Raw genomic sequence first — 25,901 nt, forward strand, 5'->3', positions numbered from 1 at the left:
GTTCAAGCAGCGAATTGGGGGTTTTCGATCAGCAGCGCCATGCCTTGCCCGCCGCCGATGCAGGCAGCGGCGATGCCGTAGCGCAGATTGCCGTCGCGCAACTGGCGGGCCAGGGTCTGCACCAGGCGCAGGCCGGTAGCGGCCAGCGGATGGCCGAGAGCGATGGAGCCGCCGTGGACATTCAGGCGCTCCGGGTCCAGCTCCAGCGAGCGGGCTACCGCCAGTACCTGCGCCGACTGGGCCTCGTTGATCTCGAAGCGGTCGATCTGCTCCAGGCGCAGGCCGCTGCGCTCCAGCAGCAGGCGGATCGCCGGGGCCGGGCCGATGCCCATGGTCCGTGGCGGTACGCCTACCACAGTGGCCATCAGCACCCGGGCCAGCGGCGGCCGTTCACAGGCGGAGTAGCGGCAGACCAGCGCTGCCGCCGCACCATCGACCACCGCGCAGCTGTTGCCGGCGGTCTGCACGCCGCCTTCGTGGATCGCTCGCAGGCGGGCCAACGCAGACGTATCGGTGTGACGCGGATGGCTGTCGCGAAGCACCTCGCTAATGCCCCGAGGCAGTTCGATACCCCGGGGCAGGCAGTCTTCGGCGTCAAAACGCACGGAGCGGACAGCAGCGATCTCCGCATCGAACCAGCCCGCCTCCCGAGCCGCCAACGCCCGCTGATGACTGCGCAAGGCCCAGGCATCCACCTCTTCCCGGCTCAATCCGTATTCCCGGGCCAGGTTCTCGGCGGTGCCGATCATGTCCACGCCCGCTGCCGGGTCGTACAGGGCTTCCCAGAGAAAGTCCTTGAAGCCGACCGGTGCACCGAGGCGAAAGCCGCCACGATGCTCGTACGCCGCGATCGGATTGCGCGACATGGACTCGGCCCCGACGCACAGCACCCGCTGCACGCCGTCGCGCACCTGCTCACCGGCCTGGCGCAGCAGCTCCAGCCCGGTCCCGCAGATCCGCTGCACCGCCAGCGCCGGCACGCTTTGCGCTACACCGCTGTAGAGCCCGATATGACGGGGCAACATGTAGGCGTCGAAACTGGCCTGGGCCATGCTCCCGGCCAGTACGCTGTCGATGCTGGCCGGATCGATGGCGGCCCGCTCCAGCACCGCCCTCCCCGCATGGATCCCCAGGTCGATGGGCGACACCCCGGCCAGCGCACCGCCCAGATCGATCCAAGGCGTGCGCGCCATCTCGACGATCGCCAGATCATCGAAGCGGCTGCACAGGCTCATGCCTTCACCCGCGCATGCAGCATGCCGGGCGCCTCGCCGCGATACAGCGCCTCGATCTGGGCGGCGCGGCGTTGCAACACGGCGCGCTGGTTGATCGAGCCTTTGTCGGTGATCTCGCCCTGGTCGATAGAGGGCGCTTCATCCTGCAAGGCCAGCCATTCAAGTCGACTGGCGTTGCCCTGGGCATCGCGGTTCAGGCGTTCCAGCCAGTCGGCGAACCACGCGCGCACCGGGGCGCTGGCGAGCACTTCGGCATCCGTCGCGCTGGCCCCCAACCCCGCCAGTTGCCGGCATTCCGGCAAGCGCGGGAAGACCAGGATGCCCAGGCACTGGCGATCCGGCGCCGCGACCACGATGTCCTGCACATAGGGCGAGCCCTCCAGCACCGCGCGGTTGCGCAGCGGACCGACACTGACGAACACCCCGGACGACAGCTTGAAGTCCTCGGCGATACGCCCGTCGAACATCAGCCCCAACTGGCTCTGCTGCGGGTCGGCCAGCTTCAGCGCATCCCCCGAGCAATAGAAACCTTCCTCGTCGAACACCTCGGCGGTCTGCTGCGCGGCGCGCCAGTAGCCGGGCATGATATGCGGCCCGCGGAAACGCCCTTCGAGCTTGTCGCCCAGAGGCACCAGCTTGACCTCGCAACCCGGCGCCGGCAGGCCGATATAGCCGGCCATGGACAGCGGCCCGGTGGTGAAGGTGCAGGACGGCGCGGCTTCGGTCATGCCGAGACCGGCCATCATGCGGATACGTTCGCCGCAGTGCTGCTCGGCGATGCGGTCAAGACGGTCCCAGACACTCTGCGACAGCCCCGCCGCCGCGAAGAAGAACAGCTTGATGCGGGCGAAGAACACCTCGCGCAGCTCGGCATCCTGCTCCAGCGCCTTGACCAGTTCCTCCCAGCCCTTGGGCACCGTCAGGTAGGCGGTGGGCGAGATTTCCCGCAGGTTGCGCAGGGTTTCGCCAAAGCCCTGGGGCGTCGGCTTGCCGGCATCGAGGTAGAAGCTGCCGCCGTTGTACAGGACGATGCCGAGGTTGTGGCTGCCACCGAAGGTGTGGTTCCACGGCAGCCAGTCCACCAGTACCGGCGGCTCCTCGGCGAATACCGGGAAGGTCTGCAGAAGCATCTGCTGGTTGGCGCAGAGCATGCGCTGGGTGGTGATCACCGCCTTGGGCAGCTTGGTCGAGCCGGAGGTGAAGAGAAATTTGGCGATGGTGTCGGGACCGGTGGCGGCGAAGGCGGCATCGGCCTTTTGCAGGTCGGCCGGCGCCAGCAGCGAGGCGAAATCGAGGGTGCGGCGGCCCTCGACGGTGCCACGCACGCTGATCACCGCTACCGAGGGCTCCAGCACCGCATCGATGGCGCGCTGGAATGGCTGGCTGTCGCTGACGAAGACCACGCCCGGGGTGAGCACGTCGCAGACATGCCGCAGCTTGGCGAAGTCCTGGGAGAGCAAGGCGTAGGCCGGCGACACCGGGCAATAGGGAATGCCGGCATACATGGCGCCGAGGGCAATCTGCAGGTGCTCGATATCGTTGCCGGAGAACAGCGCCAGCGGGCGCTCGGCGCTCAGGCCCAGGTCGAGCAGATGGGCGGCGATGGTGCGCACCTGCCGGAACATGTCGGCGTAGCTGATCTCGCGCCAGGCACCGTCGTTCTGCCTTGCAGCGACAAAGGTTTGTCGTGGACGCGCTTCGGCCCAGTATTCCAGGCGTTCGAGCAAACGTGCGGGCAGCGGCGCCAGGGGCTCGCGTGCCTGCATGCGCAGGATGCCGTCGATTTCGCTGACCTCGACCTCGGGATGACCGATGGACACCTGCCGATAGCGTGGAGATTGGGCACGGTCGGCCGGCCGTGTGCTGGCTTCGGAATTCACGCAGGTTGCTCCTTGTTCTTGTTGTCTGTCGTGCCGCCGCCCGGATGCGCCGGGCGGCGGGTAGTCCCGGCGTATCAGATCGGGTAGTGACGGGCACCGTGCTGCAAGGTGATCCAGCGCAACTGGGTGAACTGGTCGATGGCGGTGCGGCTGCCGAAGCTGCCGTAGCCGCTGGACTTCACGCCGCCGAACGGCATCTGCGCTTCATCGTGCACGGTGGGGCCGTTGATATGGCAGATCCCCGATTCCACACGCTGCGCCAAGGCCAGCGCGCGGCTGGTGTCGCGGCTGAAGATGGCCGAGGACAGGCCGAACTCGGAGTCGTTGGCCAGGGCCAGCAGCGCCTCGTCGTCCTGGCCACGCAGGACCACGGCCACCGGGCCGAAGGATTCCTCGCGGTACAGGCGCATGCTCGCGTCCACGCGGTCGAGCAGGGTCGGCTGGAGAATGCTTCCGTCCAGCTGGCCGCCGCAGACCAGGCGCGCGCCCTTCTCCACCGCGTCGTCGATCAGCGCCTTGATGCGCTCGCCAGCGCCGGCGTCCACCAGGGAGCCGAGGACCGAGGCCGGGTCCTGCGGATCGCCGGCCCGCAGGGTGGCGATCTTCGCGGCGAGCTTGTCGACGAAGGCATCGGCGATCTTCTCGTCCACTACCAGGCGCTCGGTGGACATGCAGATCTGGCCCTGGTTGAAGTAGGCGCCAAAGGCCGCCGCTTCGACGGCGGCCTCCAGGTCGGCATCGTCCAGCACCAGGAACGGCGCCTTGCCGCCCAGTTCCAGCAGCGCCGGCTTCAAGTGCCGCGCCGCCAGTTCGCCGACGATGCGCCCGACATGGGTCGAACCGGTGAAATTGACCCGGCGCACCGCCGGATTGGCGATCAGGCGCTCGACGATCTGCGGCGCATCGGCCGGATCGTTGCTGATCACATTGACCACGCCGTCGCCCAGGCCTGCATCCTGCAGCACCTGGCCGATCAGGCGGTGCACCGCCGGGCTCAGCTCGGAGGCCTTGAGCACCACGGTATTGCCGCAGGCCAAAGGCATGGCGATGGCCCGCGTGGCGAGGATCACCGGGGCGTTCCACGGCGCGATACCCAGGACCACGCCGCACGGCGCACGCACCGCCATGGCCAGGCTGCCGGGCACGTCGGAAGGAATGATTTCGCCGGTGATCTGGGTGGTCATGGACGCCGCTTCACGAAGCATCCCGGCCGCCAGCTTGACGTTGAAGCCATACCAGTTGGCCATGGCCCCGGTCTCGCCGGCGGCGGCGATGAACTCGGCAGTGCGCGCCTGCAAGGCATCGGCGGCGGCCAGCAGGCGGCTGCGGCGTTCGTTGGGGGCCAGGCGCGACCAGGCCGGGAAAGCGGCGCTGGCGGCGGCGACTGCGGCATCGGCGTCGTCCAGGGTAGCGGCGGCCACCTGCGAGACCACTTCTCCGGTCACCGGATTGCGCCGTTCGAAGGTTCGTCCATCACTGGCGGGGCGCGACTCCCCGCCAATCAGCAAAGGCACCTGCAACATGCTCGTTCCTCTTTTTTTGTCTTGTCAGGAAGCACGCGGTGGCGGCGTCGGCGGACGCCGCCTTGGACCACTCAGCGTTTATACGCCTGCAGGCCCGGCTTGATGCTCTTGTCGTCGAGGAACTGCTTCATGCCCTGTTCGCGACCGCCTTCGGTGTCCAACAGGCGCGACTGGTCGAGCTTGGCGTACAGGTAGTCTTCGTTCTGTTCCCAGGTCAGCTCGCGGCAGCGCTTGAAGCCGTTCTTCGCGGCGCGCAGCACCACCGGGTTCTTCTCCAGCAGGTTCAGCGCCAGCTCGCGGGTGGTCTGGCGCAGTTGCGCCAGCGGCACGCTTTCATTGACCAGGCCCATCTCGGCGGCTTTCGGCCCGCCGAAGGTCTTGCCGGTCATGATGTAGTACAGCGACTGGCGGTGGCCGACGGTATCGGCCATGGCCTTGCTCACCAGGTTGCCCGGCGGGATGCCCCAGTTGATTTCCGAGAGGCCGAAGGTCGCTTCGTCGGCGCAGATCGCCAGGTCGCAGGCCACCAGCGGGCTGAAACCGCCGCCGAAGCACCAGCCGTTGACCATGGCGATGGTCGGCTTGGCGTACATGCGCAGCAGCTTCCATTGCCATTGCGAGGCTTCGCGGCGGATCTTTTCCTGAAGGATCTCGGGGCCGGCGTCCACTTCACGGAAGTATTCCTTGAGGTCCATACCCGCAGTCCAGGACTCGCCGGCACCGGTCAGTACCAGCACGCCGGCCTCGGCGTCCTGCTCCAGGGTTTCCAGCACGTCGACCATCTCGCGGTTGAGGGTCGGGCTCATGGCGTTGCGCTTGTCCGGACGGTTCAGGGTGACCCAGGCGATACCCGATTCGATTTCGACCTTGACGGTGGTCCAGCGGCCTTCGTAGTTGCTCATGTGATGCACTCTTGTTGTTCGAGGTGATGGTTAGCACGCTAATCGAGCAAATTAGTTATGTCAATTAACTATTATGAAAATTATCTTTTTTCCTGAGTCAGTTGCAGGGCTTTCTTCCGAGGTCGTGCTAGCCAGATCCTGTCCGGGCGGGCAAACTGGGTAACTTTCTTACTCAAGGAACCCCAATCCTGATGGCAAGGTCCGCCCGCACCTCCGACACCGCCCCCGAGCCGGCCCCGGCGCTGGATGCCTCCCTCGAAGACCTGATCGGTTACGCCTTGCGTCGTGCCCAATTGAAGCTGTTCCAGAATCTGATCGCCCGGCTCTGCGCCCATGATTTGCGCCCGGCGCAGTTCTCGGCGCTGGCGATCATCGAGCAGACCCCGGGGCTGATGCAGGCGGACCTGGCCCGGGCGCTGGCCATCGAACCGCCGCAGGTGGTGCCGTTGCTGAACAAGCTGGAAGAGCGGGCCCTGGCGGTGCGCATTCGCTGCAAGCCGGACAAACGCTCGTACGGGATCTTCCTGAGCAAGACCGGGGAAACCCTGCTCAAGGAACTCAAGCAGATCGCCAGCGACAGCGACCGCGATGCCACGGCGGCGCTGGATGACGGCGAGCGGGCGGAGTTGTTGCGGTTGTTGAAGAAGGTGTATCAGGACTGACGGGCAACACATGACCCTGTGGGAGCTGGCTTGCCAGCGATGAGGCCGGCAAGGGCAATGATGTTGCCTGATCTGGCCAAATCGCTGGCAAGCCAGCTCCCACAGGGTTATGTGTTGTCCGTGAGATGCGGGTTACCAGATCGGCAAGGTGTAGGTCACCAGAAACCGCGTCTGGTTCTCGTCCCTGAACGCCGCCCCCGTCGGGAAGTCATTGCGGTAGATCGACTTCCTCGCCTGGAACCCGACATTCTTCAGCGGCCCGCTCTGGATCACGTAGCCCAGCTCCATCTGGAACTCGCGCTCCTTGCGATCATCGGCATTCAGCGACGCCAGTTCGATATTGTCCCCGCGCACATAGCGCAGCCGCCCTTTCAGCCCCGGGATGCCCATGGCGACGAAGTCATAGTCGTAGATGGCCTGCCAAGTGTGCTCCTTGGCATTGAGAAAGTCCGAACTCATGGTCAGCTCACTCATGCCCATCAGCTCGGTGCCCGATACGTAGGGCGTGGCCGAGTCGCCACTGGAATTCATGTAGCCGATCCCCAGCCGGTGCCCGCCAAGACGGTAGCTGAACAGCGCCGAGGCGTTGATATTGTCCACCCTGCCCGCCCTTGCCTGGCCGTCCTCGCGACTGAAGAAGCTGCGCAGGTCGGCAGTGAAGGTGCCGTCGCCGATGCCCTGCTCGTACAGCGCGGCCAGGGTGTCCTGCTGGTACAGGTCCTCGAGTTCGGCGTGATAGGCGCGCAGGCCGAGGGACTTGTTCAACTGGTAGTCGCCCCCGGCATAGAGCATGTGCGATGAGGTTTCCGAGCCACGGAAGCGGCCATTGGGCGAGGCGATCGCCATGCGCTCGTAGCTGGTGGAATCACGCTTGTTGATCCGGTCCAGGTAGCCGGCATTGATCGTCAAGCCGGCGATTTCCTTCGAACTGAGGGTGGTGCCGCGGAAGGTCTGCGGCAGCAGGCGCGACGGGCTGGCGAAGGCGAACGGCAGAAAGATCAGGTTATCGCCGCTCTTCACGGTGGTCTGGCTGATCTTCATCTTGGCGGTCATCGCCAGCCGCGAGTAATCGTCGGCCGCTACCCCGTCACTCTTCGACACCGGTAGCAGCTCGGTACCGCTGCGGTGCGGCGCCGAGTCCAGCTTGAGCCCCAGCAATCCCCGGGCATCCAGGCCAAAGCCCACCGGCCCTTCGGTAAAACCGGACTCGACGAACAGATTGAAACCCTGTGCCCATTCCCGCGCGGCGCTCTTGGCGCCGGCGTCCTTGTAGTCGCGATCCAGGTAGTAGTTTTTCAGCGCAAGATTGCCGTGGCTGTCTTCGAAGAAGCCGCCGGCCAGGCTCGGGGTGCTGGCGAATGCCATCGCCAGCGCCAGGGTGGCGCGGGTATCACGAACGCAGTGATGCATAGGGGAAGTCCACTCTTGTTGTTGTTTTTCTGGCAGTCGGGCGAGGTGTCAGGCATCGCCACGCAGCGGAGAATGGAAAGCCGCCCGGGGTCCGTCAACGGTGAATGACCGATAATCGAACGTTAATTTTATTAACTATTTGCCGCGAGGCAGGCGCTTTTCTGTCTCGCCCGCGTCTAGCACGGACCTCTCAACCGCTATCAACCAGTGGAAAAAAGCAGCTGCAAAAATAGTTATTCTTGTTATCTTGTTTTCCAGCCGGCCATTCGCGACCGGCACACGCAGAACAACAACAAGAACGAGGCCATGCCATGGACACTTCATCGCGTCGTCCGACGCTGACAATCGCTTTGTGTTTCATCGTCGCGCTGATCGAGGGTTTCGACCTGCAATCGGCCGGCACCGCTGCCGCCGGGCTGCGCCAGAGTTTCGAGCTGGACCCGAAGATGCTCGGCTGGGTGTTCAGCGCCAGCATCGTCGGGCTGTTGCCGGGCGCCTTCTTCGGCGGCTGGCTGGCCGACCGCATCGGGCGCAAGAAAGTCCTGGTGGCGGCGGTCATCCTGTTTGGCGTGTTCTCCCTGTGGACCGCCTATGTCGAGACCTACAGCCACCTGCTGCTGGCACGCCTGATGACCGGCCTGGGCCTGGGCGCCGCCCTGCCCAACCTGATCGCCCTGTGCGCCGAAGCAGTGGGCGAACAACGGCGCAGCACCGCCATCAGCATCATGTACTCCGGGGTACCGCTCGGCGGCGCACTGGCGGCGGTGGTGGCGATGTTCTCCCATGACCACTGGCAGATGACCTTTATCATCGGTGGCCTCGCGCCCCTGCTCGCGGTCCCGCTGATGCTGGTCATGCTTCCGGAATCCCGCGCCTTCCAGCAGGCCGGTGCGGTGCTGCAACGACCTTCCACGTCCAGCGCGCTGTTCGGCGAAGGCAGGGCCAGTGCCACGCTGATGCTGTGGCTCGCCTACTTCTTCACCCTGACCGTGATGTACATGCTGCTCAACTGGCTGCCGTCGCTGCTGATCGGCCAGGGCTTCAGCAAGCCGGATGCCGGGCTGGTGCAGATGCTGTTCAACGTCGGCGGCGCGCTGGGTTCGCTGCTGGGTGGCATGCTGCTGGACCGTGGCAGCCCGCAGCGGGTCACGCTGTGCATTTATGCCGGCCTGCTCGTATCGCTGGCCGGGCTGGGGTTGTCGGTGGGCGTGACGGCCATGGCCATTGCCGGGTTTGCCGCAGGGCTGTTCGTGATCGCCGCGCAACTGGTGCTCTACGCGCTGGCCCCGCCGCTGTATCCGACCGCCGTACGCGCTACCGGTGTCGGGGCGGCAGTGGCCATCGGGCGCCTGGGGTCGGTGAGCGGACCGCTGGCGGCCGGGCAGATCCTCGCGGCCGGTGCCGGAACGGCCGGCGTGTTGCTGGCCGCTTCGCCGGGGCTGGTGGTAGCGGCGCTGGCGGCGATCCATGTGATGCGGCGTTCCGGACAGGCTACGGAGACCGTTTCCGCACCGTTGCAGAAGGCCGGGTCCTGAATGTACCGGGTGCTCGCGTTAGGGCGGGCACCTGGTATTTTTGTCAGTTTTGTGGGATCGGATTCTCTGCTGAAATGCTTGAACCCATCCTGCGTGGAAAACGAGGCAAATGAGATGCGCCAGTCGATAACTATAAATGAAGAAAACGTCACTGAACTTGTCGTCGGGCTTATTACCGATCGGTTGCTACCCGGGCAGAAAGTAGAAATGCACAACACTATTCATGAGTTTGATTGGGATGAAGTGGACAAAATATGGCTGGCCATACAGCTATCCCACGAACTTGGTTGCCAACTTCGCCTGGAAGACATAGCGCAACTAACCGTCAAACAAATCGTAGATCTCGCACTGCAACGTGCTACGTGATGATTCCTCAGTAGTCATACCGATCCACCGCCCTGCGCCGCTCGTTGTCATCGCGCATATCGTAGTTGGCGGTGGTCTGGATATTGCTGTGGTGCGCCAGTTTCTGCGCGATGGACAGGTCGTGCTCCTCGATCACCCGGGTAATGAATGACCGGCGAAAGTCGTGGGGCATGATCTTCACTCCCACCTGCTGTCCGCGCTGGCGGGCGATGTAGTAGATCGCGTGCTTGGTGATGCGCTCGCGGGTGATATGGCTGCCGCGGCGGATGCGGTTGAACAGGAAGGTGTCGTCCTCCTGCCCCGGAGGTAGCTGTTCACGACGGAATTTCAGCCAGGCGTCGAGCTTTTCGAAGGCCCAGACCGGGGCGTACTTGATCAACTGCTTGTTGCCCTTGCCCAGTACCTGCAAGCTGCGCTCGGCGAAGTCCACCTGGGCCAGGTCGATGTTCACCGACTCCGATTTGCGCATGCCGGTGCCATACAGCAAGGCGATCAACGCCGCATCGCGCAGGCCCTGAGGCCGCGGATCGGCGGCGCAGGCCTCCATCAGCTCGCGAATCAGGCTGCGCTTGAGGTTGCGCCCCACCGGCAGGCGCGTGCCCTGCACACCTTTCACCTCACGAATGCGCAACAGCCGCTCCTGGTCGATCAGGCCCAGGCGCCAGGCTTCGTTCATCACCCCGCGAATGGCGTTGACGTACAGCGAAGTGCTGTTGGGCGCGTAGCCATCGCTGCGCAATGCGGCGACCAGCTCGGTGATATGCGCGGGTTCGAGCTGGTGCCAGGGCACCTCGACGATATCCACCTCGTCGAAACCGAGGCGGTCGGCGGCATCCTGCAGGACGTACTTCATGGTCAACTGGCTGGAAGGCGCCAGTCGAGCGAGGTATTGCGAGAGCGGGCGGGTCAGTGGATCGGGCAAACCTTGGGGTTCCTCGGCGGGGGGCGAAGCGAGGCAGGATGACCGAGGGCCTGGACAGGGGCAAGGGATTTTCGGCGGGCGCGGACGCAAAAGGTCCGCGCCGCGCTCAAGGTTGCGTTCTCACCGCCTGGCTCAACGCCCCCTGATCCACTTCGGTAAAAGTGCGGCGCAACATCCAGCCGGTCAGCCAGTCCGGGGTCCAGCGCATGAACAGGTTGCGCAGGTGCCAGCCGCGCCGCGTCAACGGCACGTACCACCCGGCCATCTTCGGCGCCAGCGCCTGAAGCACGGTGATATCCGGGCGCAGTCGCGTTTCGTAGCGCTGCAGTGCCGCCACATCACCACTGCGGGCCAGCTCCTCGGCCAGCAGCCAGGCACCGGTGATGGCCATGCTCGCTCCCCGCCCGGAGGCCAGGGTCAGGCAATGCGCCGCGTCCCCGAGCAACACCAGGCGGCCTTGATGCCAGGCGGGCAAATGCACCTGCATCAGATGATCCAGGTAGAACCCCTCCGGCACTGCATCCAGCGCCCGCTGGATATCGCCATGAGCATGGACGAACATCTCGCGCAGGCGCCCTGCCCGCTGCGCCCTTGGCACCCGCAGGCCCTCGTGATCCTGCCAGACGAACAGCGCGGCCAGCAGGTCTTCGCGCATGCCGTACAACTCGACGGTGTAGCCCGGCTCGGAGAACGAAACATGGCGCTCGCCGCCGCGCGCCTGGGCGCCTTCCAGGGTGAAGGCTGCCGCGCTGTAGCCGAGGGACTTCAGGCACGCGTCGTCACTGGCGAAATAGCGCTGGCGCAGGCTCGAAAAACAGCCATCCGCCGCCACTACGAAGTCGAAACGCTCGGTGGTGCCATCGTCGAAGCACACATCGACGCCCTCGCCATCCTGCGCCAGGGTCTCGACCTGAGTGCCAAAGCGAATCGCTACCTGATCGTTCAACGCCCGGTGCAGCGCATTAACCAGATCATCCCGGCACACCGGCAGCAGATTGGTCTGGCGCAGGTGCTTGCGATGGTCGATCAGCAGTACGTCGCGCCCCTGGCTGTCGCGAAACTGCGTGCGCCCCAGCTCCACGCCCTTGGCCATCAGGCCTTCGAGAATGCCCATGCGCCCGGCGATATCGTGGCCGCTGCCGCCCAGGCTGAGAACGAAACCATCGCAGCGCAGGTCCGCCGCCCGCTCCACCAGCACGGGCTCGAAACCACGCTTCTTCAACCACCACGCGGCGGCCAGGCCGGCAATCCCGGCGCCCTGAATCAGAATCTTCACAGTCACTCTGTATCACCTCATCAATGGTGTCGACAGCTTGCCGAGGCGACCCCGCCGCTGCGCGCGCGATAAGGGAGCGGACGCGCGCGATCGGTCGGTAATGATAAGTGTTATCATCCACCATCGCTTAGCCAGGGCCCCGCCATGTCCATCAACCATTACGTCGCCGACCAGCCGCTGTCCCCGACCTTCGCCAACCTGGCCGACGAGGAACTGGATATCCGCGTATTGGACCTGTTGCCGAGCGAGGACTGCCGTATCCAGGCCAACAGCGGCCCGTCGCTGTCCATCGCCTACTACGCCGAAGGCGGCGGCTGGCGGCAGTTCGCCGATACCCCGTTCATGCTCCTGAGCCCCGACACCTGCTGCCTCTACCACGGCACCGTGGCGATCCAGGGCGAGGGCCTGCTGGCCGCCAACACCCGGGTGCGCGGGGTGAATATCAGCTTCGCGCCCCAAGTGCTCAGCCGGATCGGCCTCGACCAGCAACTGCTGGATCAGGCCGGGCTGTGGGAGCGGCGCATCTCCGCCGACGGCCAGGCGCGGCTGGTGCAGTTCCCGGCACCGACGGTGCTGCGCAAGGTCGGCATGGCCATGCTCGATTGCCCGCTGCAGGGCGTGGCACGGGAGATCTTCCTGCGTGGCAAGGCCTTCGAGATGCTTGGCGAGATGGTCGGCTACCTGCAAAGCGGCGCGGCGCAACCCGTGCTCGGTGCGCGCGATCGGGGCCGCATCGAACAGGCGCGCAACCTCCTGCAAGCCCGCCCCGCCGAGCCCTGGACCCTCGAAGCCCTGGCCGACGCCGTGAGCCTCAACGTGCGCAAGCTCAAGCAAGGCTTCCGCCAGCTCTACGGCAAGGGCGCCTATGCCCTGCTCCAGGACATGCGCATGGAACTGGCCGCCCAGCGCCTGCAACGGGGCGAGCGGGTGGTGGATGCGGCGCTGGAAGTGGGTTATTCCAATGCCAGCCACTTCGCCAAGGTGTTCCGCCGCCACCACGGCATCAGCCCCAGCGACTACCGCAACCGCTGCGACACACACGACAAATGATAATGACTATCAACAAATGACCCGATCGCGCGCGCCGTCACCCTGATCGCGCGCGCAGGCCAAGGCGCGGATCGCGACCATCTGGCCATCATTCCCGCCTCAGGTTATTTCCGATGCAACGCTCCCTGCTCAGCCTTGCGGTGCTCTGCGCCCTGTCCCCGACTGCCTTCGCCGATAACGTGCTGACCCTGCCCGACCTGCAGGTCACCGCCAACAAGCGCGTGCAGAACCAGAACCAGACCGACCTGGCCCTGTCCGTCGCCACCCCGGCCGACCTGGAGCAGGCCAACGTCTACCACAGCGGCGAGCTGGAGCGGGTCTTTCCCGAACTGCTGGTGCGCAATACCGGCGCCGACCTGTTTCCCAGCCTGAGTCTGCGCGGCATTTCCTCGTCCGATCCGTACAACGCCCCGGTGGGCATCTATATCGATGGCGTGCCGCAGTACCTCGGGACCTTCAACCAGGAGCTGCTGGATATCGAGCAGATCGAATTGCTCAAGGGGCCGCAGGGCACGCTGTATGGCCGCAACGCCCATGCCGGCGCCTTGAACATCCTCACCCGCCAGCCGGACGACACGCCCCGCGCCACGCTGCAAAGCCGGATCAGCAACCTGCACCAGCAGGTGTCCGCCAGCGGCTCGACGCCCGTGCTCAGCGACCGGTTGTACCTGCAAGGCACGGTCTACCACGAGGACACCGACGGCGAGCTGACCCGCAGCGAGCACCATGGCGACAGCGACAACGGCGGTGCCCGGGTCGGCCTGCTGTTCAAGGCCACTGAAGACCTCAGCCTGCGCCTGGCCTATGCCCGGGACAAACTGCGTTCCTACGACGAGCAGTACCTGGCCGATGCCACCTACGGCAAGCGCCGGGCCAGCGTGCCATTGCAGGAGTCGATCTATGTCCGTCGCGTGGAAAGCAGCAGCGCAACCCTCGACTGGAGCCTCAACGACAGCTGGCGCCTGACGGCCATCAGCGCCCTGCAGAACTACCGGCATGAACGCCTGTTCGGCGACCTCGGCTTCCTCTGGCCGGAAACCCAGCGCACCCTCAGCCAGGAACTGCGCCTGGCGACCCAGGGCGAAGACCGCGCCTGGGACCTGGTCACCGGCCTGTACTGGCAGAACAGCAAAAGTCACTCGCGCCGTGAACCCGACAGCAGCGCACCGTTGTTCGGCGTCTACGGCCAGGCCGACAGCCGCATCGAGAACACCGAGAAGGCGGTGTTCGGCGAGCTCACCTGGCACCTGGCGCCGCGCTGGGACCTGACCCTCGGCGCCCGCCACAGCGAGGAAAAGGCCGAGACCCGCTATGTGCAGCAGAACGCCCTGTACACCCCCGGCTTCGACTACAGCGGCAACGACCGCTTCACCAGCACCACGCCAAAGGTCGCCCTGGGCTTCCAGGCCACCCCGGACACCCGCCTGTATGCCTCGGTCAGCAAGGGGTTCAAGGCTGGCGGCTATAACCGGATCGGCGCGATCACCCCGGATGCGGTGGCCTACTCGCCGGAGAAATCCCTGAACCTGGAGGTCGGTTTCAAGGCCAGCCTGCTGGACAAGCAGGTGTGGCTGAACGGCGCGCTGTACCGCATCGACATCGAGGATGTGCAGCAGTTCGTCGGCGATGCCGGGACCGGCACCCAGTCCCTGGCCAATATCGGCAAGGCCCGCAGCGAGGGGGCCGAGCTGTCCCTCGACTGGCAGGCCACGGACGCCACCCGGGTGCGCGTGGCCGGCACGGTCAACCGCAACCGCCTGCTGGACTCCGAACGCCAGGGCAATCACCTGACCTTCACCCCGCAGCGCAGCCTGCGTGCGTCGATCGAGCACAGCCTGTTCTTCGACGGACTGCTTGGCGAGATCCGTCCGAGTGCCGGGGTCAGCTATATCGGCAAGCACTACTTCGATGTCGACAACCAGGTCGCGCAAAGCGGCTACAGCCTGATCGACGCGCGGCTGAGCTGGCTGCCGCAACCGGACCTGGAACTGGCGCTGTACGCCAACAACCTCGGCGACAAGCTGTACCGCACCTATGCCTACGAATCCGCACCGGGCCAGCAGTTCGCCCAGCCGGGGCCGGGGCGTGAGCTGGGCCTGAGCGTGAAGGCGAGCTTCTGAGATGCGGCGCTACCTGCCCTACTGGTGCTACTACCTGCATCAAGGGATGCTCACCGCGCTGATGCTGCAAGGGGTGACCGGCTACTTCCGCCACCAGGGGCTGGACCTGGCCAGCCTCAGCCTGCTGTCGCTGACCTTCCTGCCCTGGGTCGGCAAGTGCTTCTGGGCGCCCTGGTGCGAGCGGCATTGCCTGGGGCTGCGGGGCAATCGCTACCTGGGCAGCCTGGTGATGCTGCAACTGGGGATGGCCGCAGTGCTGCTGGTGATCGCCAGCCTGGCGCCGGAGAGCGCGCTGTATCCGATCCTGATGGCGTTGATGCTGTTGGCACTGCTCTCGGCGACTCACGATGTCTACGCCGACGCGATCACCATCACCACCACCGACAGCCGCCAGCGCCCGTTCGCCAACGCGGCGCAGGTGGGCGGCAGTTACCTTGGCGTGGTGTTCGGCAGCCTGGGGTTTCTCTGGCTGGCCGAGCGTTGGGGCTGGCGGGGCGGGTTCGTGGGGATGGCGGGGTTGTCCCTGGCGCTGTTGTTGCCGTTGCGCTGGCTGCCTGCGAGTAGCGTTCGAGCAGCGAATGCCCCGGCGCCGCGACTGGACCTCGGCAGCCTGCGCGCCTTGTGGCCGGCGCTGTGCCTGGTGGCGATCTATTACCTGGCGATGCGCGGGTTGATGGCGGTGCAGACGGTGCTGCTGCTGGACAAGGGGCTGGCGTTCGAGCGGTTGGGGCTGGTGATCACCTTGTACGGCACGGTCGCCAGTGGCCTGGGCATCCTGCTCGGTAGCTGGATGGCGCGGCGGTTGGGGGCGTGGCGTTGCCTGCTGCCGTGCATGCTGCTGCATGCCGGGGTCGCGCTGGCGGCGGCGTTCGGGGTGAAGGTGTTCGACCTGCCGTGGTGGCTCGGGTTGTTCGCTGTGGTGAATGTGGTCGCGGCGATCGGCTTCGTCACCCTGTACAACCTGCTGATGGGCCAGGTCCGGGGGCACCAGCCGGCGTCGGACTATGCGTTGTTCCAGTCGGTGGATGCGGCGGTAGCGATGGTGGCTTCGCTGGGGGCGATGCAGGTGGCGCATTTTGTCGGGTATGGCGGGTTGCTGGCCGGGCTTGCGGCGATTGCGGTGATCAGCCTGTGGCCGGCCCGGCGCTTGTGCCTGCATCTGGAGCGGCGAACTGACTGACCCTGCAAAACCCTGTGGGAGCTGGCTTGCCAGCGATTTGGCCAGACCTGACAACATCGTTGCCCAAGCCGGCCTCATCGCTGGCAAGCCAGCTCCCACAGGTTCGGTGGTGGTCAAACGGGCTCAGACCAACCGCTCGAAAATCGCCCCCTCGATCCCCAGCACCTCTCCGCTGCCCGAGTAGATCCCCACCCCCGTCTCCCACACATCCTTGATCCGCCCTTCGGCGCTGCGGATCCGGTAGCTCAGCTGATACGGCTCATGCTTGAGCAGCGCACACTGCACGCAGTACCAGATGTATTCCGCATATTCATCAAGAATCAGCGTGCCGAAACTGCGCTCCGGGCTGGACGTCAGGTACTCCGCCGGATACCCGGTCAACGGCAGGCACCCCGCGCTCACGTACTCCATGTACCAGCTACGATCATTGCGCCCGCGATAGATCAGCCCCGGCAACTCATCCAGCAGACCCGAAGCGAACGGTATCGGTGCAGCCGGCACCACCGATGCACCGCGATGCACCCGGGTTGCCAGCTCCAGGCGCGAGCCGAGGCGGAACTTGCGCAGCAGATTGCGCACGTAGATCTTCACCGTGCCGTCGCTGATCCCCAGCTCCCGGGCGATCTGCTTGTTGCTCAGGCCCGTGCTGATCAGCGTCAGGGTCTGGCCCTCGCGCTCGGTGAGGTCGTCCCACACGGGGGCCGACTGCAAGGCATTGTCCATCCCTCTCCTCCTGCAACCCTTGGGGAATTACCTCCAGGGCAGCAACTTCCGTGCCCTCCAGCGCCCACTACGCCTTTTGGCATACCCCCTCTAGCGGATTGAGTGAAATTTCTTCCGGGGAAATTATTTCCCTCACGAAGAAACAGCCGCCGAGACCGCGCCATGACCGACCACCCCTTCAGCGTCCCCCGCTACGAGCCCCAGGGCCGGCCCGCGGATCTGCTGGTTACCCAGTACCGCGACGCCGACCTGCCTGCCGGGCAGCAACTGGCCCTGGCCGACTTCGCCAACGCCGCCGCCCTGCAACGGGCCCTGACCGCCCGCCTCGAGCTGGCCCGCTGCGGCCTGCGTCTGGAGCTGCGCGGCGACGAATCCTTCATCTGGCCGCTGCAGGCCCTGGCCCGCAGTGCCGGCCTGCAGGACGACGAAATCCTCCTCAGCCGCGTGCCCGGCAGCCGCCAGGTGTTCTGCGTGCACTGCGCCCGCTGCCAGCCGGCCAGCGCCGCCGAGGTCCTGACCTGCGCCCATTGCGGCGTGCGCCTGGAAGTACGCCGCCACTTCTCGCAACGCCTCGGCGCCTACCTCGGCGTGTGCACCGATGCCGACCAACCCTACGCAGAGGCCCGCCCATGATCGATGTCCGCGTCGCCGCCATCCGCGAACTCACCCCGGTAATCCGCGAATACTGCCTGCACGCCATGAGCGGCAGCCTGCCCGGCTTCTCCGCCGGCAGCCATGTCCAGGTGCACCTGCCCAATGGCCGGCGCAACGCCTACTCGCTGCTCGGCGACCCGGCGGACAGCGGCGAGTACCGCATCGCCGTGCGTCACCAGGACAATTCCCGGGGCGGCTCGCGCTACCTGCACCAGGTGCTGTGCAGCGGCGATTCGCTGCGCATCGGCGCCCCGGCCAACCTGTTCCCGCTGTACAGCAAGGCGCAGCAGCACCTGCTGGTGGCGGCCGGGATCGGCATCACGCCCTTTCTCGCCCATAGCCGCGAACTGCTGCGCCGGGGTGCGGATTTCGAGCTGCACTATGCCTATCGTCGCGGCAGCAGCGATGCCTACCTCGCCGAACTGCGCCAGTTGCTCGGCCCGCGCCTGCATGAATACCCCGCCGGCACCCGCCGCCTGGACGCGCAAGCGCTGCTGAAAGACCGTCCGCTCGGCGCCCATGTCTACAGCTGCGGCCCGCAGTCCCTGCCCCTGGCGATCGCCGAACAGGCCGCCGCCCAGGGCTGGAGCCCGCGGCGCATCCACAGCGAAGCCTTCGCCGCGCCCGAGCCGGGCCTGCCCTTCAGCGTCGAGCTGCACCGTAGCGGCCGCCAGCTCCAGGTCGGCGCCGAGCAAAGCCTGCTCGAAGCCCTGGAAGCGGCCGGCGTGGAGCTGCCCAACCTCTGCCGTGGCGGTGTCTGCGGCCAGTGCCAGACGCCGTACCTCAAGGGCGACGTCGAGCACCGCGACCACTTCCTCACCGCCGCCGATCGCGCCGCCAGCCTGATGCCCTGCGTCTCCCGTGGCTGCGGCAGCCCGATCCTGCTGGATATCTGACCCGGAGCCCTTGCCATGACCCTGACCTTCAAGCCGCTGGAAACCTACCGGGACGACTTCAGCTTCGCCAACAGCGCCGAAGCCATCGCCCGCTTTCCCTTCCCGTTCCCGCAAGACCAGTACATGTACTCGGTGAACCTGGAGCCGGCCACCTCCCGCGACCCCGGCTCGGTGTTCGAGCACCTGTTCGATGTCGACGAGCACTACGTCTCGGAGATGGCCGAGCGCGCCCGGGTGCTGGAGCTGGACCCGCAACGCTGCCTGGTAATGCCGCATATGGCCCAGGCCGCCTGGGACAGCGTCGCCCTGCTGATGGAAAGCCTGGCCACCGACTACCCCCGGCACTTTCGCCTGAGCCGCGATGGCAATGCCTGGCACTGGCAGAACCTGGCCCTGGGCATCGACCAGCACTTCACCTTCGGCGACCCGGCGACCCTGCCCTGCGAGCCGCTGGAATACATCACCCGGCAGATGCAGGGTGACTTCGCCTTGCTCGACCAGCGCGACAACGACCTGTTCATGGATGCCGGCATGGTCACCTGCCCGGCCGACTGGTCGCTGCGCTTCGATGCCGGGATGAGCTTCCAGCAATGGCATACGCCGGTGCCCATGGCCCATCGCGCCGGGGTGTTCGAGCGGGCCCTGAAGTACCTGCTGAACCTCCAGGTCGGCCAGCCGGTGCGCCGCCTGAACTGGACCCTGACCATCAACCCGCGCCTCGACACCTCCCCCGAGACCTACCACGAATGGGGCAACGATCGCGGCAAGGTCACCGCCGACAACGCTGGCGCGCTGGTGCATCTGCGGGTGGAGCTGCAACTGATGGTGCGCCTGCCGCGCTCCAACGCGCTGATGTTCAGCATCCGTACCTACCTCATCAGCCTGGACGAGCTGGTCACCAATCCCGCCTGGGCCCGGCGTATGTATCGGGTCATGCGCGACCTGCCCGAGCCGATCGCCGACTACAAAGGCATCAGCCGCTACCGCCAGCCGCTGCTGGACTGGCTGCGCCCGTTCGACCCCGAAGCCTGATTTCAACAATCACTACAAAAGGACATTTCCCATGGCCACCTCATGGCGCATCAGCGCGCTCCGCGAACGCCACCTGGCGCTCGGTTCGCACCTGGAAGACTGGAACGGAATGGGCACCGCCTGGACCTACGCCAGCGACCTCGCCGACCACCACGAAGCCATCCGCACCCATGCCGGGCTGATGGACGTTTCCGGGCTGAAGAAGGTCCACTACGTCGGCCCCCACGCCGAAAGCCTGCTGCAGGACGCCACCACCCGGGATATCTCGAAGCTGTATCCGGGCAAGTCGGTGTACGCCTGCATGCTCAATGAAGACGGCACCTTCGCCGATGACTGCATCGTCTACCGCACCGGGCCCAATGCCTTCATGGTGGTGCACGGGGCCGGCATTGGCCACGAGATGCTGGTGCGCTCGGCCCAGGGCCGGCAGGTGGCGGTGCTGTTCGACGACGACCTGCACGACCTGTCGCTGCAAGGCCCGAAGGCGGTGGACTTCCTCGCCGAGCACGTGCCCGGCATCCGCGACCTGCCCTACTTCCATCACCTGCAGACCAAACTCTTCGACCGCCCGGTGATGATCTCCCGCACCGGCTACACCGGCGAGCGCGGCTACGAGATCTTCTGCAAGGCCGCCGATGCGCCGCTGATCTGGGACGGCATCCTGGAGAAAGGCGCCGGCCACGGCATCATCCCCTGCGCCTTCACCGCCCTGGACTGGCTGCGGGTCGAGAGCTACCTGCTGTTCTACCCCTACGACAACTCGCAGATGTACCCCTTCGCCGACCAGAAGGCCGGCGACACCCTGTGGGAGCTGGGCCTGGACTTCACCGTGTCGCCCGGCAAGCAGGACTTCCGTGGGGCCGGCGAGCATGTGCGCCTGCAGGGCAAGGAGCGCTTCAGGATCTACGGCGTGCTGCTCGACGGCCACAGCGCCGCGCAGAACGGCGACACCCTGTGGCACGACGGCCGCCAGGTCGGGGTGATCACCTGCGCCATGTACTCGCGCCTGACCGAACGCTCCATGGCCATCGCCCGGGTCGAGCCGCAGATCGCCACCCAGGGCCTGCCCCTGGAAGTACGCGGCAGCCTCACCGCCAAGGCCATCGCCCACAGCCTGCCGTTCGACGACCCCGAAAAAAAGAAACGCACTGCCAAAGGCTGAGAACCATGACCCACTACATCCTCAAGATCGGTTGCCCCGCCACTTCCGGCATCGTTGCCGCGGTGACCACCTACCTGGCCGGGCGCCAGTGCTATATCAGCGAGCTGGCGCAGTTCGACGACGAACTGGCCGGGCGCTTCTTCATGCGTGCGGTGTTCCGCTTCAACGACGGGGTCACGCCCGAGCTGGATGCCCTGCGCGATGGGTTTACCGATATCGCCGTGCCCTTCGCCATGGACTGGGAGCTGTTCGAAGGCAACCGGCCGATGCCGGTGCTGCTGATGGTCAGCAAGTACGACCACTGCCTGACCGACCTGCTCTATCGCCACCAGAAAGGCGAGCTGGACATGCGCATCACCGCCATCGTCTCCAACCACCTGGACCTGCGGGCCATGGCCGAGCGCGAGGGCATCCGCTTCGTCTACCTGCCGGTGACCAAGGACAGCAAGGCCCAGCAGGAGGCGGCGCTGCTCAGGCTGGTGGAAGAGACCGGTACCGAACTGGTGGTGCTTGCCCGCTACATGCAGATCCTCTCCGACGATTTGTGCCGCGAGCTGTCGGGGCGGGCGATCAATATCCACCACTCGTTCCTGCCCGGGTTCAAGGGTGCCAAGCCGTACCACCAGGCTTATGCGCGAGGCGTGAAGCTGATTGGTGCCACGGCGCACTACGTCACCTCGGACCTCGACGAGGGGCCGATCATCGAGCAGGAGGTGCAGCGGGTCGACCACGCCTGGCGGCCGGATGACCTGGTGCGCATCGGCCGTGACACCGAGACCGTGGCGCTGTCGCGGGCGGTGAAATACCACCTGGAGCACCGGGTGTTCCTCAACGGCGAGCGCACCGTGATTTTCCGCTAGCCCTCCCTCAAGCACACCGCAGCTCCCACAGGGTCCGCGGTCTGCTCTGGGTCATCACTAGGAGTAGATGCCATGAACCAACGCGTAGCCATCATCGGCGCCGGCCCCTGCGGCCTGGCCCAGTTGCGAGCCTTCCAGTCGGCCCGGGCCAAGGGCGCCGACATCCCCGAACTGGTGTGCTTCGAGAAGCAGGCCGACTGGGGCGGCATGTGGAACTACACCTGGCGCACCGGCCTCGACCAGCACGGCGAGCCGGTCCACGGCAGCATGTACCGCTACCTCTGGTCCAACGGCCCGAAGGAATGCCTGGAGTTCGCCGACTACAGCTTCGACGAGCACTTCGGCCGGCCCATGGGCTCGTACCCGCCAAGAGAGGTGCTCTGGGACTACATCAAGGGCCGGGTGGAGAAAGCCGGGGTACGCGAGCTGATCCGCTTCAATACCGCCGTGCGAGACGTGCGCTTCGATGCCGACAGCCGGACCTTCACCCTCACCGCGCACAACTACGCCGAAGACCTGACCTACAGCGAAACCTTCGACTACGTGGTGGTCGCCAGCGGGCATTTCTCCACCCCCAACGTGCCCAGCTTCCCGGGTTTCGAAAGCTTCGCCGGCCGCATCCTGCACGCCCATGACTTCCGCGATGCCCTGGAATTCAAGGGCAAGGACGTACTGATCGTCGGCGGCAGCTACTCCGCCGAAGACATCGGCTCGCAATGCTTCAAGTACGGCGCCCGCAGCATCACCAGTTGCTACCGAAGCGCGCCCATGGGCTACCAGTGGCCGCAGAACTGGGAGGAAAAACCGCTGCTGACCCACGTTTCCGGCAACACCGCGCACTTCATCGACGGCAGCAGCAAGAGCATCGACGCAGTGATCCTCTGCACCGGCTACAAGCACCACTTCCCCTTCCTCCCCGAAGACCTGCGCCTGAAGACCGACAACCGCCTGTGGCCGCTGAACCTGTACAAGGGCGTGTTCTGGGAACAGAACCCGCGCCTGGTGTACCTGGGCATGCAGGACCAGTGGTACAGCTTCAACATGTTCGACGCCCAGGCCTGGTATGCCCGCGACGTGATCCTCGGGCGCATCGCCCTGCCCGACCCGACGGCCATGCACGCCGAGGACCTGGCCTGGCGCGAAACCGAACTGGGGCTGGAGAACGCCCAGCAGATGTTCGAGTTCCAGGGCGAGTACATCCGCCAACTGATCGAGGCCACCGACTACCCCAGCTTCGATATCGCCGAGGTCAACCGCACCTTCCTCGAATGGAAGCACGACAAGTACGAAAACATCATGGGCTACCGCGACAAGTGCCATCGCTCGTTGATTACCGGCACCCTGGCCACGCCGCACCACACGCCCTGGCTGGAGGCGCTGGACGACTCGCTGCACGCCTACCTGGCCGACGCGCCGGCCCCCGGCAAACTGACCGCGCCTTGAGGAGCAGCCCATGCAAGCACCCGTGATTTCACGGCCGCTGGAGCCGGCGCTGTTCGCCCGCAACCCGCTGGTGGAGCGCCATCGCGTCGCGCCGGCCGGGCTGACGGTGGTGGAGCTGGAACCCGGCGACCGCCTGGAGGTGATCGACCTCGAGGGCGACCAGGGCGCCGAGCTGCTGGCCTTCGCCGGCAACCGCCAGGCCCTGGGCGCAATGGGTCTGCGGCCCAGCCCCGGTGCGGCCTTCATCAGCCATCTGCTGCACGACGGCAGTCGCGAAGCGGCGCATGTGACGGCGGGTCTGGCCCGTCGTGGCATCGACTGCCGACAGTTGCCGGAGGCCGCACGGCTCTGGTCCGAGGCCACTCCGGCGGGCCACAGCCGGGTGTTCCATAGCAGCGAAAACCTGCTGGTACTGGTGGCCGCCCCCGGCGGCGCCACGCCGGTGGACAGCCAGGCGCGGGCCAGCGAGCTGCGTGTACTGGTGCGCCGGGCCAATCCCCGGGCACAATTCACGCCGCCCCTGCCAGTGCCATTGGGCGAGGTGGTGGACGAGTTCACCATCACGCCCGGCACCGCCCGCGACTATGTAGTGGGCGCCGGCCAGTACATCCAGGTGCTGGACGTGGCCGGCCGGCAGTGCTCGGACTTCGTCGCCTTCGACCGCCGCGGCCTGGACAGCGGCGCGCAGATCGACCTCGACCCGACCGTGACCCGCACCCTCAACGGCAATGCCTATCCCGGCCCGGGCCTGTTCAGCCGCTTCTACGACCGCAACCTGCAACCCATGCTGGAAGTGGTGCGCGACACCGTCGGCCGCCACGACACCTTCGCCCTCGCCTGCACCGCACGCTACTACGAGGCCCAGGGCTACTTCGGCCACGCCAACTGCAGCGACAACCTCAGCCGCGTCCTCGCCCGCCATGGTGTGACGGCCCGGGCCGGCTGGCCGGCGATCAACTTCTTCTTCAACACCGCGGTGGATGCCCATCAGCAACTGACCGTCGACGAACCCTGGTCGCGCCCCGGCGACTACGTGCTGCTGCGGGCCATGACCGACCTGGTCTGCGCCAGCAGTTCGTGCCCGGACGATATCGACCCGGCCAACGGCTGGCAGCCCACCGACATCCATATCCGCGTCTATTCCGCCAAGGAGCGTTTCAGTCTCGCCATGGCCACTCGCAAAGCCCCCGATGCTCCAGCGCAACTGACCCGGGAAAGCGGCTTCCACCCCGGCACCAGCGCCCTGACCCGACAATTCATCGAATACCGTGGCTTCTGGACCCCGCGCCAGTTCGACGGCTACGGCACCCTCGCCGAATACCACGGCTGCCGCGAGCGGGTGGCGGTGATGGACCTCTCGGCCCTGCGCAAATTCGAAGTGCTCGGCCCGGATGCCGAGGCCCTGCTCGACCACTGCCTGACCCGCGACGTGCGCAAGCTGGCGGTGGGCCAGGTGGTCTACAGCGCGATGTGCTACGAGCATGGCGGCATGCTCGATGACGGCACGCTACTGCGTCTCGGCCCGGATGCCTTCCGCTGGATCGGTGGCGAAGACCATGCCGGCGACTGGCTGCGCGAGCAGGCGGCGCGGCTGGGGATGAAGGTGTGGGTCAAGAGCGCCTCGGAGCAGATCCACAACATCGCGGTGCAGGGCCCGCTGGCCCGTGCCCTGCTCAAGGGCATGATCTGGACCCCGGGCACGCAGCCGGTGCTGGAGGATCTCGGCTGGTTCCGCTTTCTCACCGGGCGCCTGGACGACTACAACGGCCCGCCGCTGATGGTCTCGCGCACCGGCTATACCGGCGAGCTGGGCTACGAGATCTGGTGCCATCCGCGGGATGCCATGGCGGTGTGGACGCGGCTCTGGGAACTGGGCGATCCGCTGGGCCTGGTGCCGCTGGGGCTGGATGCCCTGGACATGCTGCGCATCGAGGCCGGGCTGATCTTCTCCGGCTATGACTTCTGCGACCAGACCGACCCGTTCGAGGCCGGCATCGGCTTCTGCGTGCCGCTGAACAGCAAGCAGGCGGACTTTATCGGGCGCACTGCCCTGTTGCGGCGCAGTAGCGAGCCGCAGCGGCGTCTTGTGGGGCTGGAGCTGGAGGGCAATGAACCGGCTGTCCATGGCGATTGCGTGCGCGTGGGCCGGGCCCAGGTCGGGGTGATCACCAGCGCCACCCGCTCGCCGGTGCTGGGCCGCAATATCGCCCTGTGCCGCCTCGATGTGGCCCATTGCGCGCCGGGCACACAGGTCGAGGTGGGCAAGCTCGATGGCCAGCAGAAACGCATCAGTGCGACCGTCACGGCCAGCACCGTGGCCTACGATCCGGAAAAACGTCGGGTACGTTCGTGAAACTGGATGGGAAATTGCAGGTAACCGGGACAGGGATTGTCCCTTTTGCATGGAGAACCTGACGATGTGGTTCAGCAAAGCGTCCAGCGACCTGGCCAACGAGCTCAGCCAGTGGCTCGAACAACTTTCCCGCAATGGCTCTGTTACGGGCCATTCACCCGTATTGCAGCGCCAGCCGCGGCTGCTCGGCAACCTGGAACATCTGCAAAGGGACTGGGGCGAACTGCAACGGATTCGCCAGCAGGCCGAGGGTTATGTAACACCGCCGTGCACCGCGGATGAGCTGGATGCGCTGCAACGGCGCCTGGCCGAGGCCGATGCGCGGGTGCAGCAGCTGACTGCGGAACGCGATGCGGTTGCCCAGCAGTTGCAGGTATTGAATGCCGAGCGCGAGCGCTGGGATGAAGACCGACAGGTCTGGGAGCTGACCCAGCGCACCCTCACCGAGGGTTGCTGGGCGATGAACGTGGTCAATGGCGACCCGGACCATCCGCACAATGTGATTCGCTGGTCCGAACAGTTTCGCGCCCTGATCGGCTATGGCCGCGACGAGTTCCCCGATGGCTGGGACAGCTACTTCGGCGTGGTCAATGCCGATGACCTGAAGAATGTGATGAAGGCCTTCAATGCCTCGATGGTCGACAGCGCTGGTGATGGGTTCTATGCCGTGGAATACCGCATGCGCCACAAGACCCGTGGCGAGGTGTGGTTCCGCGA

General features: G+C 66.0%; 21 protein-coding genes and 1 pseudogene. 14 read left to right on the forward strand and 8 right to left on the reverse strand.

The window, feature by feature from the left end; translation table 11 throughout:
• Positions 1-2: 2 nt before the first annotated feature.
• The 4 genes from AC2CQI_RS07590 to AC2CQI_RS07605 all read right to left on the reverse strand — a co-directional run bounded on the left by AC2CQI_RS07590 (position 3) and on the right by AC2CQI_RS07605 (position 5,540).
• Entirely contained in the window at positions 3-1,235 is a 1,233-nt protein-coding gene (locus AC2CQI_RS07590; RefSeq protein WP_484579760.1) for a thiolase family protein, read from the reverse strand.
• On the reverse strand, positions 1,232-3,115 hold the full coding sequence (locus tag AC2CQI_RS07595) for a feruloyl-CoA synthase (protein ID WP_484579761.1): 1,884 nt from the start codon (positions 3,113-3,115) through the stop codon (positions 1,232-1,234). The genes AC2CQI_RS07590 and AC2CQI_RS07595 overlap by 4 nt, the downstream gene beginning before the upstream one ends.
• A gap of 74 nt (positions 3,116-3,189) precedes the next feature.
• Positions 3,190-4,638 (reverse strand): aldehyde dehydrogenase, encoded by a 1,449-nt coding sequence (locus AC2CQI_RS07600; protein ID WP_484579762.1) that lies wholly within the window; start codon positions 4,636-4,638, stop codon positions 3,190-3,192.
• A 71-nt stretch (positions 4,639-4,709) separates the two neighbouring features.
• Positions 4,710-5,540 (reverse strand): p-hydroxycinnamoyl CoA hydratase/lyase, encoded by an 831-nt coding sequence (locus AC2CQI_RS07605; RefSeq protein ID WP_075801819.1) that lies wholly within the window; start codon positions 5,538-5,540, stop codon positions 4,710-4,712.
• 191 nt (positions 5,541-5,731) lie between these two features.
• On the opposite strand from AC2CQI_RS07605, the gene AC2CQI_RS07610 reads away from it, so the two are divergent.
• Positions 5,732-6,202, forward strand: coding sequence for a MarR family winged helix-turn-helix transcriptional regulator (locus AC2CQI_RS07610; protein ID WP_484579763.1), 471 nt, complete (start codon positions 5,732-5,734; stop codon positions 6,200-6,202).
• A gap of 132 nt (positions 6,203-6,334) precedes the next feature.
• Here the strand turns inward: AC2CQI_RS07610 and AC2CQI_RS07615 are convergent, their stop codons facing one another.
• Positions 6,335-7,567, reverse strand: a complete 1,233-nt coding sequence (locus AC2CQI_RS07615) for an OprD family porin (protein ID WP_484580597.1) — start codon at positions 7,565-7,567, stop codon at positions 6,335-6,337.
• A 356-nt stretch (positions 7,568-7,923) separates the two neighbouring features.
• Between AC2CQI_RS07615 and mhpT the strand changes: the two genes are divergently transcribed.
• Both mhpT and AC2CQI_RS07625 read left to right on the forward strand, forming a co-directional pair.
• Entirely contained in the window at positions 7,924-9,147 is a 1,224-nt protein-coding gene (gene mhpT / locus AC2CQI_RS07620) for a 3-(3-hydroxy-phenyl)propionate transporter MhpT (protein ID WP_484579764.1), read from the forward strand.
• Complete coding sequence (locus tag AC2CQI_RS07625; protein WP_484579765.1) at positions 9,148-9,513, forward strand: hypothetical protein; 366 nt, start codon at positions 9,148-9,150, stop codon at positions 9,511-9,513.
• 7 nt (positions 9,514-9,520) lie between these two features.
• Here AC2CQI_RS07625 and AC2CQI_RS07630 read toward each other — a convergent pair whose 3' ends face one another.
• The gene (locus AC2CQI_RS07630; RefSeq protein WP_484579766.1) at positions 9,521-10,435 is read right to left on the reverse strand and encodes a site-specific integrase; all 915 of its coding nucleotides are present in this window, start codon (positions 10,433-10,435) and stop codon (positions 9,521-9,523) included.
• 106 nt (positions 10,436-10,541) lie between these two features.
• On the reverse strand, positions 10,542-11,711 hold the full coding sequence (locus tag AC2CQI_RS07635) for an FAD-dependent monooxygenase (protein WP_484579767.1): 1,170 nt from the start codon (positions 11,709-11,711) through the stop codon (positions 10,542-10,544).
• Positions 11,712-11,855: 144 nt separating this feature from the next.
• Here AC2CQI_RS07635 and AC2CQI_RS07640 point away from each other — a divergent pair, with 144 nt between their 5' ends.
• The 3 genes from AC2CQI_RS07640 (at position 11,856) to AC2CQI_RS07650 (ending at position 16,061) form a co-directional block, all read left to right on the forward strand.
• Complete coding sequence (locus tag AC2CQI_RS07640; protein WP_484579768.1) at positions 11,856-12,761, forward strand: helix-turn-helix transcriptional regulator; 906 nt, start codon at positions 11,856-11,858, stop codon at positions 12,759-12,761.
• A gap of 113 nt (positions 12,762-12,874) precedes the next feature.
• The gene (locus AC2CQI_RS07645; RefSeq protein WP_484579769.1) at positions 12,875-14,881 is read left to right on the forward strand and encodes a TonB-dependent receptor; all 2,007 of its coding nucleotides are present in this window, start codon (positions 12,875-12,877) and stop codon (positions 14,879-14,881) included.
• A gap of 1 nt (position 14,882) precedes the next feature.
• On the forward strand, positions 14,883-16,061 hold the full coding sequence (locus AC2CQI_RS07650) for an MFS transporter (RefSeq protein ID WP_484579770.1): 1,179 nt from the start codon (positions 14,883-14,885) through the stop codon (positions 16,059-16,061).
• Positions 16,062-16,184: 123 nt separating this feature from the next.
• Here AC2CQI_RS07650 and AC2CQI_RS07655 read toward each other — a convergent pair whose 3' ends face one another.
• Positions 16,185-16,784, reverse strand: coding sequence for a LuxR C-terminal-related transcriptional regulator (locus AC2CQI_RS07655; RefSeq protein ID WP_075801810.1), 600 nt, complete (start codon positions 16,782-16,784; stop codon positions 16,185-16,187).
• 162 nt (positions 16,785-16,946) lie between these two features.
• On the opposite strand from AC2CQI_RS07655, the gene AC2CQI_RS07660 reads away from it, so the two are divergent.
• The 8 genes and pseudogenes from AC2CQI_RS07660 to AC2CQI_RS07695 form a co-directional block, all read left to right on the forward strand.
• Complete coding sequence (locus AC2CQI_RS07660; RefSeq protein ID WP_484579771.1) at positions 16,947-17,417, forward strand: dimethylamine monooxygenase subunit DmmA family protein; 471 nt, start codon at positions 16,947-16,949, stop codon at positions 17,415-17,417.
• Positions 17,414-18,334 carry a PDR/VanB family oxidoreductase gene (locus AC2CQI_RS07665; RefSeq protein ID WP_484579772.1) on the forward strand — a complete coding sequence of 307 codons (921 nt, stop codon included), beginning with the start codon at positions 17,414-17,416 and terminating at the stop codon, positions 18,332-18,334. The genes AC2CQI_RS07660 and AC2CQI_RS07665 overlap by 4 nt, the downstream gene beginning before the upstream one ends.
• Before the next feature lie 15 nt (positions 18,335-18,349).
• Positions 18,350-19,366, forward strand: a complete 1,017-nt coding sequence (locus AC2CQI_RS07670) for a heme-dependent oxidative N-demethylase family protein (protein WP_484579773.1) — start codon at positions 18,350-18,352, stop codon at positions 19,364-19,366.
• 31 nt (positions 19,367-19,397) lie between these two features.
• A complete protein-coding gene (locus AC2CQI_RS07675) occupies positions 19,398-20,528 on the forward strand; it encodes an aminomethyl transferase family protein (RefSeq protein ID WP_484579774.1) in 1,131 nt (376 codons plus the stop codon).
• A 5-nt stretch (positions 20,529-20,533) separates the two neighbouring features.
• On the forward strand, positions 20,534-21,388 hold the full coding sequence (purU, locus tag AC2CQI_RS07680; RefSeq protein ID WP_484579775.1) for a formyltetrahydrofolate deformylase: 855 nt from the start codon (positions 20,534-20,536) through the stop codon (positions 21,386-21,388).
• Positions 21,389-21,460: 72 nt separating this feature from the next.
• On the forward strand, positions 21,461-22,831 hold the full coding sequence (locus tag AC2CQI_RS07685; RefSeq protein ID WP_484579776.1) for an NAD(P)-binding domain-containing protein: 1,371 nt from the start codon (positions 21,461-21,463) through the stop codon (positions 22,829-22,831).
• 10 nt (positions 22,832-22,841) lie between these two features.
• Entirely contained in the window at positions 22,842-25,184 is a 2,343-nt protein-coding gene (locus AC2CQI_RS07690; protein WP_484579777.1) for a trimethylamine N-oxide demethylase, read from the forward strand.
• Between the two features lie 460 nt (positions 25,185-25,644).
• Positions 25,645-25,896 (forward strand): annotated as a pseudogene (locus AC2CQI_RS07695) (PAS domain-containing protein); the annotation flags it as partial.
• Positions 25,897-25,901 lie beyond the last annotated feature (5 nt).

The organism is Pseudomonas sp. P2S-1 (assembly GCF_057197725.1).